The 13300-nt window shown below is 46.9% G+C and carries 9 protein-coding genes, 1 pseudogene and 1 riboswitch; of the genes and pseudogenes, 9 read left to right on the top strand and 1 reads right to left on the bottom strand.

Annotation, left to right across the window (positions count from 1 at the left end):
• The first annotated feature begins 104 nt into the window (after positions 1–104).
• Together A7975_RS28925 and A7975_RS28920 are read left to right on the top strand one after the other, a co-directional pair.
• Positions 105–785: an ABC transporter permease subunit gene (locus A7975_RS28925; protein ID WP_065387481.1), complete on the top strand. Its 681-nt coding sequence runs from the start codon at positions 105–107 to the stop codon at positions 783–785.
• A gap of 18 nt (positions 786–803) precedes the next feature.
• Positions 804–1683 (top strand): annotated as a pseudogene (locus A7975_RS28920) (carbohydrate ABC transporter permease).
• A 745-nt stretch (positions 1684–2428) separates the two neighbouring features.
• Here the strand turns inward: A7975_RS28920 and A7975_RS28915 are convergent.
• Entirely contained in the window at positions 2429–3709 is a 1281-nt protein-coding gene (locus A7975_RS28915) for a glycosyltransferase family 39 protein (RefSeq protein WP_065387435.1), read from the bottom strand.
• Positions 3710–3875: 166 nt separating this feature from the next.
• Here A7975_RS28915 and A7975_RS28910 point away from each other — a divergent pair, with 166 nt between their 5' ends.
• The 7 genes from A7975_RS28910 to A7975_RS28880 all read left to right on the top strand — a co-directional run bounded on the left by A7975_RS28910 (position 3876) and on the right by A7975_RS28880 (position 13295).
• On the top strand, positions 3876–4652 hold the full coding sequence (locus A7975_RS28910; RefSeq protein WP_065387434.1) for a YheC/YheD family protein: 777 nt from the start codon (positions 3876–3878) through the stop codon (positions 4650–4652).
• A 183-nt stretch (positions 4653–4835) separates the two neighbouring features.
• A complete protein-coding gene (locus A7975_RS28905; RefSeq protein ID WP_053372143.1) occupies positions 4836–5792 on the top strand; it encodes an ABC transporter permease in 957 nt (318 codons plus the stop codon).
• Between the two features lie 32 nt (positions 5793–5824).
• Positions 5825–6721 (top strand): carbohydrate ABC transporter permease, encoded by an 897-nt coding sequence (locus tag A7975_RS28900; protein ID WP_053372142.1) that lies wholly within the window; start codon positions 5825–5827, stop codon positions 6719–6721.
• A 77-nt stretch (positions 6722–6798) separates the two neighbouring features.
• Positions 6799–8463 carry an extracellular solute-binding protein gene (locus A7975_RS28895; protein WP_053372141.1) on the top strand — a complete coding sequence of 555 codons (1665 nt, stop codon included), beginning with the start codon at positions 6799–6801 and terminating at the stop codon, positions 8461–8463.
• Between the two features lie 129 nt (positions 8464–8592).
• Complete coding sequence (locus A7975_RS28890; RefSeq protein WP_065387433.1) at positions 8593–10134, top strand: response regulator; 1542 nt, start codon at positions 8593–8595, stop codon at positions 10132–10134.
• A complete protein-coding gene (locus A7975_RS28885) occupies positions 10131–11909 on the top strand; it encodes a sensor histidine kinase (RefSeq protein WP_065387432.1) in 1779 nt (592 codons plus the stop codon). Before A7975_RS28890 ends, A7975_RS28885 begins: the two co-directional genes overlap by 4 nt.
• Before the next feature lie 146 nt (positions 11910–12055).
• A riboswitch (guanidine-I (ykkC/yxkD leader) is annotated at positions 12056–12208 on the top strand.
• Positions 12209–12281: 73 nt separating this feature from the next.
• Positions 12282–13295 carry an ABC transporter substrate-binding protein gene (locus A7975_RS28880; RefSeq protein ID WP_065387431.1) on the top strand — a complete coding sequence of 338 codons (1014 nt, stop codon included), beginning with the start codon at positions 12282–12284 and terminating at the stop codon, positions 13293–13295.
• Positions 13296–13300 lie beyond the last annotated feature (5 nt).

The following is a 13300-nucleotide window of genomic DNA, read 5'->3' as shown; positions in this document are numbered from 1 at the left end:
CGCTTCAGGACGACATCTCGGCAGCATCAGCCGCAGCCGCCGTCGTCAAAACAAAAGGAAAACCGCTGTTTTATTACCTCATAAAACAATGGCCATTTCATCTAATGGTGCTTCCATCCCTCGTCTTTCTGATCATCTTCGCGTATTTGCCAATGGGTGGACTTGTCATGGCCTTTCAGGATTATAAACCTTGGCTCGGCCTGACCGGCTCGGAATGGGTCGGACTCGATCAGTTCCGCTACTTGTTCGAGAGAGAAGATAGCTTGCAGGTCATATGGAACACGTTAATTATTGCTATTTTCAAAATGGTGCTGAATCTCTTTGCGCCATTCGTGTTCGCTATTCTTTTGAATGAAATTTTCCGCTTTACCGTCATCCTCTCCGACGTGTGGAAGGAGTTCGGCTTCGGCACGGTCGTATTCCTAGCTGCGCTCGCTAACGTCAATCCTTCGCTCTACGAGGCGGCTGAGGTAGATGGCGCAAGCCGCTGGAAGCAGACGCTTCATATTACGGTGCCTTCGATGATTCCGATCGCGATCGTAGTGGGCACGCTCGCCCTTGGCAATGTGCTGAACGCCGGGTTCGATCAAATCTTCAATTTATATAACTCCCTCGTGTATGCGAAGGGCGATATTATCGATACCTTTGTATACCGTACAGCGATTCTTAGCGGCGAAATGGGCTTTGGTACGGCGATCGGATTGTTCAAATCCGTCATCAGCTTTGTGTTAGTCGTCATCTCATACCGTCTTGCTTACAAGCTTGCGAACTACAGAATTTTTTAAAAAAGGAGGCTGTGCGGCATGTATCATAAATCACCATCCTATCGCGTATTCAACACGTTTAATACCGTCCTATTGATCGCCTTATCGCTGCTCTGCGTCATCCCGCTGCTGCATGTGTTTGCCGTCTCGCTGAGTGCCAAAGCTGCAGCGGATGCCAATATTGTCGGACTATGGCCGGTCGATTTCACGCTGGAGGCTTACAAAAAAACGACGAGCAATCCGATCTTTCTAAACTCGATGTGGATCGCCGTCAAAAGAACAATAATCGGCACGCTGTTAACGCTTCTCTTATCGTTTTTGGCAGCTTATCCGCTGTCAAAAGAGAACTCCGCTTTCCGCGGCAGAAACGTGTACGCATGGCTGTTTGTTTTCACGATGCTGTTCAACGGCGGACTTGTCCCGTTTTATATGGTTATTCAGAAGATCGGCCTGATGGACAATTTCTGGGTGTTGGTGCTGCCTGGAGCAGTAAACGTATTTCTAACGATTCTGATGCTCAACTTCTTCCGCGGCGTCCCTAAGGAGCTGGAGGAAGCGGCGCTGATCGACGGGGCAGGCCATTTCCGCATCTTGTTCAGCATCTACCTGCCGGTTTCGTTGCCGGCGATCGCGACGCTCGCTTTGTTCAGCATGGTGTTTCACTGGAACTCGTGGTTCGACGGTTTGCTGTACATTGGCGATCCGAAGCAGTATCCGCTGGCGACCTTCCTCCAAACGGTCATCATCCAGCGCGATATGAGCTCCATGAGCATCAATCCGGCAGATTTGGCGCTCATTTCGCAAAAAAACAGTTAAGTCAGCCCAAATCTTCATCGGCGCTCTCCCAATCCTAATCGTCTACCCCTTCCTCCAAAAGTTTTTTGTCAAAGGGCTGGTCATGGGCTCCGTAAAAGAGTAGTGGCTGCTTCAACGATACCACCATGGACACCGAGCAAAGCGCTCGGTGTCCATGGTGGTACTTTCTGCACAGAAATCCCATATTAACCCCTAACTAGCTGTAAACAATAGAAACAACCCATCCCACCATATCAAGCCCCAAGTTACCCGCTTACGCTGCACGAACGACAACGTAGCCCAGTAACCAGCTCATTGAGCCCCATTACAATGCACAAACTGCAACCTATCTGACAACAAGCGCAAAGAACCCTGACAAATTATCCGGCTAGGATAACTAATCAGGGTTCTTTAGAAAAGTTTTTAAAGTTATACCCGCCCAATTAAAGCGTGTCCCGCAGGGACGAAAGCGCTCCGACTCAAACCTCACCATTCAGCGTCTCTTTAGCACCAACGTTACTCATGCGGGTGTCCAGAGGGCGCAGCGCCTCGGGGCCCTCCCTAGGCAGGGAGGGTTTGGGAGGGTACGAAACGCCTTTGAAGGTTTGGTAGTAGAAGCCTTTGAAGGTTGGTAGCAAACGCATTAAGGTTCGCGTCCCAATGAAAGCGTGTCCCTCAGGGACGAAAGCGCTCCGACTCAAACCTCACCATTCAGCGTCTCTTTAGCACCAACGTTACTCATGCGGGTGTCCAGAGGGCGCAGCGCCTCGGGGCCCTCCCTAGGCAGGGAGGGTTTGGGAGGGTACGAAACGCCTTTGAAGGTTTGGTAGTAGAAGCCTTTGAAGGTTTGGTAGCAAAGGTTTACTCCATTAGGCCAAGCGCCCCCTCCCCCGAATACTAATAATCCGATCAATCAGATAAGCCCCGGCAATGAAAATAAGAAACAGATTCGGATATCCATATCTGGAGAACGCGACAAACGGGATATAAATAACGGTAAAATAGGCTAACGTCAGCAGCAGCAGCATGTAAGGGATATTGCGCTGCCTAACCGCGTTGAACAACATGAGCAGCAAGCCTGCCGAGCCGATCAGCATCATCAGCACATGCGGCGGATAGACGTACGCAATAGGGATGTCGAATACCATTCGCCAGTAGTAGGGGCCGAGATACAGCCCTTTAATTTTCTCGGTCGTATACCACTTCAAATAGTCCGTAGGCTGCTGCGTAAAGCCATAACGCATAATTTTTTTGGCCGTATCAGCCATTGCATCGTCTGAGCCTATAAATAAGCTGGCTCTATCGCGTCCCTCGTATTCCGGGTGAGCATCGAAGAAAGCCGGCGCAGGAGCAGCGTTATTGATTAAAGCCCCTAACAGCATCGGGTTTCCGGCAGATTTGGTGAACGGAATAAACTCGTCAAACGTGATGTAGTTGCGTATCCACCATGGAGAGAGCAGAAGCACCATCGTTATGGATATAACAACCGTATGCTTGACGATCGTTTTCCAAGACACTTTATTGAACAACCACAGTATGAATAACACGACTGGAAAAAGTCCGGTATGCGGTTTGAAGTAGCAGCCGAGTATGACAAGAACCGCGACGATGACATAATGCTTCGTTTTATTGCTCTTTAAAGCGAGCAGGCTGAAGCAAATTAACAGCATGAATATCGTTCGGAATATCGTCTCGGACAAAATAACGCCAGAAGAGAAATAATCTGGTAAATATAACGCTGTTGCAATGCTTGCAATAAGAGCGGCACGGCTGTTAAACAGCTGATTCGCAATGACGAAAATCAGATAAATGGAGAAAGCCTGCAGCGCCGCCTGCAAAACGCGAAACGCAATTACGGCAGCGTCCCCCTGCCCGAAAATGAGCATTAAACCGGACAAAACAAACGGCATGCCAGGCATAATGAAGGAGGACGGCGACTCGCCGCTATTGTAAGCAAGCGTATGTTTGTTCAGTAAGATTTTTGCGCTGTTTACGTATTTCACGTCATCATTGTTTAATTTTTCATAGGTGCCCAGCAAGAAGTAGTCTCCGTAAATGAGAACGCATGCGGTACTGATTGCGAATACGAGAAGGATCGTTACGAGCAGTGAGGTTTTGATAGGCTTCGATACTTGGCTTAAATTAAACAATAATTACACACCTTTCAAATGTATTAACCTTATTATAACGAATAAAGAAAGCAAAATGTTCCAGCCTATGCGATCATTCCTTTGGTTTACTATATTTGTTTTCTAATAAACGTTCGTACAATTGCTATAGACCTCCCGAGCATAGAGTAGATGGAGGTGAAATGCTGTGTTTAAAAAAAATTATGCCAGCCGAAACATAAACGGAAAGCTTCTTGTCAGTGAATACTTATCTGCGAATAAGAAGCTGGAGCAATACGTGCCGCAAACCGTCTCGTTTAGTCTTGAGCATCTGGAGATGATGTTTAACCACTACGATATGGTTTATGTTAAGCCCGATATTGGCTCGCACGGGAAAGGCATCATCAAAATCGAACGAGCCGATTCAGGCTTTGAGCTTTATGAAATTGTGCAAAAAAAACAAAGCCGCAGCTTCTATAAGACTATTCCTGAAGTCTATGGTCGGTTGAAGAAGCGGAAGACGTGCAGGCTTATTGTTCAAAAAGGGATTTCTTTGGATCGGGTGAATAATCGTCCATACGACATTCGGGCTATGGTGCAGCGCAAGCCTGGAGGCTCATGGGTTTGCACGGGGCTTATGGTAAAGGTCGGAGCGCGCAATAAAATCGTCACGAACTATTATCAAGGCGGCGCAATCTATTCGATGAAGAAGCTGGGAAAAAGACAAGGGCTGTCAGTAGGAGCGACTGAAGCGCGCGTAAGAACGCTCAGCCGTGTCGCCCTGCAAATAGCCAGTACGCTTAGCCAAAGGCGCTCGGGGATGCATGAGATAGGCGTCGATTTTGCTTACGATAAGAAGCAGCAGCTGTGGGTGTTGGAGGTAAACTCTAATCATCCGCAATTTTATCCGCTTAAAAAGCTCGACCCTGCCGCCTATCGCAAAATGAAACGTTTTGCGGCGAGCTACGGCAGACGCGATGCATAAGTAGAGGCAGGGCAGCAGGTCACGGCAGTCGCCATGGCCTGCTGCCCTTTTTGTCACAAATTAATTGGTTGCGCTTACTTCGATGATTGAAAAGTATCATTTATAGTTGTTCAGGTGCCTATTAGTCCTATTCGGATCACGATAAAATACAAGAAGAACAACAAGAGCAAGGGGGATTGAGTAGTGGCGCAGCTTTCCGTAAATGACGAGCTAGAATTAAAACCAAAAACTAAAAATGTATTTTTCCGTTTCGTGAAGCAAATGGATATCCAGATGATGGTGTTGCCTGCATTGTTACTCATTATCGTGTTTAGCTACATTCCGATGTACGGCGTATTGATGGCTTTCCAAGATTACAGCATTTTCAAAGGTTTTTTTGCAAGCGAATGGGTCGGTTTGAAACATTTCGACATGTTCTTCAACTCTCCGGAGTTTTTTAAGGTCATGCGAAACACGGTCATCATCAGCTTGCTGAAGTTCTTTATAGGATTTCCGGCACCGATTGCGCTGGCCTTAATGCTCAATGAAGTGAAGAACATGATGTTCAAGCGACTCGTGCAAACGGTCAGCTATCTGCCTCACTTTATGTCATGGGTAATCGTCGCGGGACTGATCATGTCCATGCTTTCGACGGATAACGGCAGCATAAACATTTTGCTAGAGAAAATGAATTTTATCAACGAACCGATCAATTTCTTGTCGCTTCCGGAATTATTCTGGTCCATCCTCGTATCGACGGGCGTTTGGAAGGAAATCGGATTTGGCTCCATCGTATACTTGGCGGCTATCGCCAGCATTGATCCGAGCATGTACGAAGCGGCTTCGATGGACGGAGCGAGCAAGTTTAAACAAATATTTTTGATCACCTTGCCTTCCATCATGCCGGTAGTCCTTATCTTCATGATTTTGGCGATAGGGAATCTATTGAATGCAGGCTTCGAGGATATTCTCTTGCTTGCCGTTAACCCGGTGCTCCGAGACGTCTCTGATGTCATCGATACGTACGTTTATCGAGTCGGTATTCAAAGTTCAAGGTACTCGTACGCTACTGCGGTAGGATTGTTCAAAGCCGTAATCAGCGTTGGACTTCTGACGATGGCGAACTATCTGGCACGCAGAGCCGGCAGCAGCTTGTGGTAGACTATAATTAGCCCGGAAAGGCGGATGATGCAGTGATCAGGCTCAGCTTTGGAGACCGCGTGATGACGGTAACCATCTACATTTTACTAACACTATTAGCATTTATGACCTTCTATCCCTTCTGGAATGCGTTGGTCATATCCTTTAATACCGGTATCGATACGTCAATGGGCGGTGTAACCTTCTGGCCGCGCGCTTGGACACTGGAAAACTACGGCATCGTATTTAAAGACGATCGCATGATCGGCGCCTTTATGATATCGATCGCCCGTACGGTTGTCGGTACGGCAGCTTCCATTATGTTGACAGCCATATTCGCATACGGTATCTCTAAGAAAGAACTGATCGGCCGCAAATTTTACATGATCCTATGTATCATTACGATGTATTTCTCCGGCGGTCTAATTCCTTCATTCTTGCTGATCCGAGAGCTTCACCTTATGAATACGTTCTGGGTGTTCATCATTCCTTCGCTAATCAGCGTGTGGAACATGATCATATTCCGTACCTTCTTCCAAGGCTTGCCTGCAGGTCTTGAGGAATCGGCGAAAATCGACGGAAGCGGCAATTGGGGCATCTTTTTCCGAATCGTCATTCCGCTCTCTGGACCGGTTATTGCTACGCTGTCGCTGTTCACGGCAGTCTTCCATTGGAATGATTGGTTTGGCCCGAGTATCTATATTACCAATGAGAAGCTGCTTCCTATACAAACGATGCTTAAGCAAATTTTGAACTCCAACATCGTATCGGATCAGATGTCTCAGCTCGATTCCGCGGCACAAGGCCAAATGGCCAAAATGAGAACGGTGACGAGCAAGTCGTTGTCAATGGCGACTATGATGGTAGCAACGATCCCAATCATTATGGTTTACCCATTCGTTCAAAAGTATTTCGTGAAGGGCGTTCTCGTAGGATCGCTGAAAGAGTAGGGCAACAAGTATGAAAAGAAGTTTAAAGCGAAAGCTTTGAACATATAAAAATGAGCTTGAAAGGGGATTTTAAACAGATGAAAGCGAAAAGTAAACTTCTCGTCCCTATGGTCTCCGCTTTTATGGCCGTTTCATTATTGGCCGGCTGCAGTGGCGGCAACGGCGGTAAATCCGGCAACGGAGAAACGCCTGGCAACAAGGCGGAAGAAAATAACAGCAACAAACCTGCATCCGTGTATGAGCTAGGCAAGGAGCAGCTTGATTTCACGCTTTACGGTCACTATGATTGGTACACTATGCCGGCTTGGGGTGGCGACATCACGAGCACATGGATTAGAGATACGAAGAAAGTTAATGTTAAACCGATTCATTCCGGCGGTGCAGCTCCTCAGAAGCTGAACACGATGATCGCAACGGGCGATCTGCCTGATGCAATCTGGCTGGAGCGCGTAGATGTAGAGAAATTGCGCAGCGCAGATTTGCTAGTGCCGTTTGACGATTACCTCGATAAATATCCTAACTTGAAAAAATGGCTCGGCGAAGAAGGAATCAACATGCTTCGCTCCGAGGATGGCAAATTGTATCAGTTCCCGAACTGGTATACAAAACAGCCAAATGGTAACTCAGGTTACGTTGTAAACAAAAAGATCTATTCGGAGCTAGGTTCTCCAAAGCTTGAAACAACCGACGATCTTTACAACTACTTGAAGCTAGTTAAAGAAAAGTATCCGAACGTAGTTCCTTACGAGCCGCATCTCGCAAAAGATGGACAAGGTCTTGATGTTCTTTACTCCGCATTCAAAGAAAACGATCAGAAGTACCCAGGCATGCGCGCTGTACCTAACGGCGACAAACTGACTTCGATCTTCCTTGACCCGCAATACCGCGAGTCGTTGCAGTATACAGCTAAATTGTTCCGCGAGAAATTGATTACGCAGGATGCAATGACGCAAACACTTGATCAAATTACAGAAAAGGTTATGACAGGCCGCGTAGCCGTATTCGCAGCTGCAAGCCCGACAGAAATCGCGATGCAAGCGCATGCTGAGCTCGTGAAGAATGATCCAGAAGCTGGTTACTTCATGATTTGGCCGGTTCATAAAGAAGGTCTAGATAAAAATAAAATTTTCCCTGGAACTTATGGTATGCTAGGTTGGAACGTAACGGTCATTACGAAAAAAGCTAAAAACCCAGAAGCAATCTTTGCATTCTATGACTGGTTGACTGGTGCTGAAGGACAAAGCGCATTGATGTGGGGCCCTCCAGGCATCTACTGGGATGGCGTAGAAGCAGACGGAGAAACACCAATTTTCACAGAGAAATACACTTCCGATGCAGGCGAGCTTGCTAAGCTTCAAGCGATTACGACTAACCTGAACTGGGTTGGTAACACGGTATTCCTAGATACTACAAAAGCGAAATTCGAATCCACATTGCCGGTTGAGCAACAAAACTGGTCGACTCGCTACCAACGTGAAATTACGTGGAAAACGCAATCCAATGCTACGGAATTCATCAACATCGATCCACAGCCGGAAACAGAGGAAGGCATTATCCGTCAACGTATTGAAGACTTGTACCTGGAAGTTAGAGCAAAAGCATTGTTCGCTAAGAACGACGCAGACGTACTGGCTATTCTAGACCAAGCCGAGAAGGATGCTCAAGCAGCTGGTTATGACAAGCTTCTTGCATTCAAAACTACAAAATGGCAGGAAAATCTCGCGAAAATGAAAGCGCAATAAGTTTATAGCCTTTTATAAAACGGCGGGTATACTAAGATCATTAGTGTACCCGAGTTTTTTCGTTTATACAGAGCTATGTACGGAGCATGAAACATCTATCGCGTTTTCCTAATTGGAGCTGATAACATCATGTATAAAGTATTGCTTGCAGACGACGAGCGGCTGGATTTGGAAGGTATGCGCACCTTTATTCCTTGGGAGGACCTTGGAATGGAGGTCGTAGCTGGCGTGATGAACGGCTTTGATGCTTGCAAGGTGCTGGATGCGGAAAAGGTAGACATCCTCGTTACCGACGTCCGCATGCCTAATATGACAGGATTAGAGCTCGCGAGGCGAGCGCTTGAAATGTCCAAGGACATTAAAATTATATTCGTCAGCGGCTATCAGGATTTCAGCTATGTGAAGCAAGCGTTGTCGCTTAATGCGGTCAATTATGTGCTTAAGCCGATGGATGATCAGGAGCTGATCGATTCCTTGCTTAAGGTCCGTGACGATTTGGACCAAGAGCGGGTAAGGCAGGATGCCTACTGGCAGATGGTGCCGATCGTTAAAAACGAATACTTGCTGCAGTTGCTTGAAGGGACAAGCAGTGTGAGGACGATTGAGGTATTGAATCAGGAATATGAAATGAACCAGTTCAGATGGCCTGGTTATGCTGCGGTGATCGAAATCGATGATATGTCTTGGAAGCAGCGTGACGAGAACCGGAACGACCCGGATGAGATGCAGGAGGTTGTATCCATCTGCAAGGAGCTGGGCGTGCGGCAAATTTGCAAAATAAGCAAGGCCCGCGTCGCGCTTCTTATCGAAGGCCCGGATAACGACGCCATGTTAGAGAAAATCGTTGGCCTTGTAAATGAGCAAAATTTGTTCTCTATTACGGCAGGTGTGGGCGAGCGGTGCCGCTCTATCTCCGAGGTAACGATCTCTTACCGGCAGGCAGTGGAAGCGCTTGATATGAAAATGTTTTACGGCAAAGGAAAGGTAATCGGCCATGGCGAGGTTAGGCCGGCGGAGAAGGAAGATGTAAGGCATCTCGAAGCTAAGCTTGAGGCGTTATTTGGAGCGATGTCCGGTTATGAGCTTGTACGCATTCATGACGAGCTTGATGATTTATTTCAGGTTGCCAAAAATTTAAAATCGAAATTCACCCTGCGCAATTATGCACTCTACATCTTGATGAAGCTCGACAATTACTTGCAAAGAACGAATGAAAATGTGTTCCAGCTGCTAGGGATGGAGCTGAACAATTACGATATTATTATGCAATTTGAAACGATCAATGATATCCATGTGTGGCTCAGACGCAGAGTTTACGAGATTTCCGAGACGCTGCAAACGAATAAGCAAAAGAAAAATTGGAAGCTTATTAAGCAAATGATCGAATATATGAAAGAACGGACGAATGATAACATTACGCTAAGAGATTTGGCTGAGCAATTCTCATTGTCGCCAAACTATCTCGGATTGATTTTCAAAGAGGAAACAGGGAAAAACTTCAGCGAATATTTCATTCAGCTGCGTATGGAGAAATCCTGCGAGCTTCTTAAAACGACCAATATGAAAATTTATGAAATAGCCGATTGCGTAGGCTATCGACACCTGCCTTATTTCAGCAGGCAATTCAAAGAAACTTACGGCATGACGCCGCTGGAGTATAGACGAACATGACCATCCACAAGAAGGAGCATCGCTACATTCCTTTTGGCATCAAGCTGATGCTAACCTATAGCTTGTTTATCATTATCCCCGTGCTGCTGGTCGGCTACGCAGCCAACGTGATTTTTACAAACTCCATACAGGAACGAACTCGCGAAATTAACCACGGGACGCTCGAGCAAATGAAGGACAATATCAATTACAAGCTGGAGGATATGTCCCGCATTTCAGGCATGCTTTATTTTGACAGCAATCTAGCCTCTTACCTACGCCGCTATGAGGAGGGCTGGGTCAGCTATGAAGCTACGACAAAGCAGCTGCTTCCCCGAATTTTAACGACGATCGATGCCGCCAATAACAAAATGAGGCTTGTGATCTATTTGCATAACAACACACTCCCTGAAATTTACCATAACTATAAAGACACCGATCCGCTTAATGCGGAAGGGCCGCTGTTCGATTTGTACCATATTGAAAGAATTAAGGACAAGCCATGGTATTTGGATTATCCGACAGAGCGGTACGGCGAGACGATGCAGTGGAAGCAGATAGAGGGAGATGCGAAATTCGGCCATATTTCTTTGCTCCGTAGGCTGGTTGATATGAATGATTCTACCGCAGTTAAGGAAATTGGTTTTGTTCGGATCAGCCTGCGGCTGACGGATTTGCTTGAGAGCGTTGATTCCGAGAAAATCGGCAAGGGCACCAAAATTTTTGCCATGGACGAAAATCGCAAAATTATGTTCTCCTCCGGCGATACGGACTACAAGCTGGGCGAGACGCTGAGCGAAGAGAAAATTTCGAATTATTGGGTTATAGATGAAAAGATACCGCAGCTCAACTGGCATCTTATCGCGCTCGTTCCGACCGACATCATGGAGAAAGCAACGAACGAGGTTAGGCTGTGGACGATACTTATTTGTTTGGCTTGTTACATTGTCTTCTCGTTCGCGGGCTTGTTTATATCCCGTTTCTATTCCCGTAAGGTGTCAAAAATCGTTCGTGTGCTGGATTCGTTCCAAGAGGGCAACTTCCAAAAAAGCATCAATTTCAAAGGCAATGATGAATTTACGCGCATCTCCATTGCCCTTAATGAAATGGGACAGAACATCGACGAGCTGATTCAAGAAGTGTATATGACGAATATTAAGAAAAAAGAAGCGGAGCTAGAATCGCTGCAAGCACAAATCAATCCTCATTTCTTGTACAATACGCTTTCTTCGATCAGTCGCTTGGCTAAGTTCGGCGAAGTGGACAAGCTGCAGCGAATGGTGCTCGATTTGGCTAAGTTTTACCGGCTGTCGCTGAATGAAGGTCGAACCGTTATCCCGATCAGAAATGAGCTGGAGCAGGTCAGCGCCTACATCAACATTCAGAAAACGAAGTTTGCCGATGGCATGCAGGTGTTGTTTGATGTTGATCCCGATATTTTAAAGTTTACGACCGTAAAGCTCATTTTGCAGCCCTTTATCGAAAATGCGCTTGAGCATGCATGGTATGGCGAGCGGATTAACATTCGGATCGTCGGGAAACTCGAGGGAGAGCTGATCACCTTCCAAGTCATTGACGACGGCGTCGGCATCCATCCCGAGATGCTGCGACAGCTGTTCGATCCCGTTGAGAGCTTGAATGTCGGCTATGGCATTCGCAATGTTGACGGGCGAATTAAGCTTCATTTTGGCGCTGAGTACGGCGTCATGATTGTCAGCAAAAGAGGAATGGGTACGTCAGTCATTATAACCATTCCAGCAAAAACAAGCGTTAACCAACAAGAACGCCCTATTTAAAATAGGGTGTTTTTTTGTATCTTTTAAACTTAATGTAATAAAACCTAACATAGTTATTGACACATCCGTACATTCCGCACTATAATTCGGTTAAACGTAAGGTTTTATGACAAAAGAATATCGGCTCTCAACATTATTGATGAGGGCGACTAGCAGTCTAGGGTTCCGTTAACGACGGCTCGGCGCGGCAATAACGCGTTTGGCATGTAGTTAAGCCTGGTCCAAGAGACGGCGTATAGATGAAGCGGCGCGAGCGGCCGCCCGTCTATATAACACGGAAGGATAAAAGCCTGGGAGATCATTCTCCTTGGCTTTTATTTTTTTTATAACGCTTTTTAGGCGCTAATAAAAAGATGACAGGAGTGGGGAGTAATGAAAAAATCACTGAAGGCAGCACTGGTTCTCATGCTTATTGTATCGATGGCGTTTGTGGCGGCGTGTTCTGGCAATGCAAAGGAAACGGCGGGAGGGGCATCGGGGGATCCCATTACGATTGCGCTCAGTCCTTGGCCGGGTTGGTATATGTGGTATTTGGTAGAGGAGAAAGGATTTTTCGAGAAGCACGGGGTTGACGTTAAGCTGGAGTTTTTCCCCGTGTACAGCGACTCGCTCCAAGCGATCGCCGCTGGCAAGGTTGATGCGAACAGCCAGACGTTAAGCGATTCGCTGGCGCCGCTCTCGAAGGGAATTGGCCTGAAGGCAGTACTCGTCAACGACAACTCCTTTGGCGGAGATGCGATCGTGAGCAAACCTGACATTAACTCTATCCAAGATTTGAAAGGCAAGACAGTGGCGACGGAGCTCGGTACGGTCGATCACTTCCTTCTGCTTACTGCGCTAGCGGAAAACGGGATGGATGAGAAGGACATTAAATACGTGAACATGACGGTGAATGATGCCGGACCTGCCTTTATTTCGGGCAACACCGATGCTTCGGTGCTTTGGGAGCCGTTCCAAACGACTGCCGTAAAGGAAGGGAAAGGCAAGGTGCTTTATTCGTCCAAAGATACGCCGGGGCTTATTCCGGATTTGCTCGTATTCCGCGAATCAGTCGTGAAGAATCGTCCGGAAGACGTACAGAAGATTGTTGATGCGTGGTTCGATGCGCTGGCATGGTATGAAGACAACAAGGATGAGGCAATTAAGCTGCTGGCTGAAAAAGCCGAAACGACGCCCGAGGACTTTAAGCTTGGGTTAGACAGCATCAAGCTGTTCGGCGTCGAGGATAACGTAAAGGCATTCGAAAAACACGATGATTATACATCGCTCAGCTACACCGGCCTAAAAACAGCGGATTTTCTGCATAAGCTTGATATGGTCGATAAGCTTGATAGCGTAGATGAGCTGCTCGATCCACAGTTTGTAAATCATAAAGCAGGGAAGTGATAAGC

It is taken from the genome of Bacillus sp. FJAT-26390, from assembly GCF_001682865.1.
Classification (GTDB): domain Bacteria; phylum Bacillota; class Bacilli; order Paenibacillales; family Paenibacillaceae; genus Pristimantibacillus.
The sequence above is the reverse complement of the archived record's forward strand: the minus strand, read 5'-3'. Positions and strand labels throughout refer to the sequence as shown.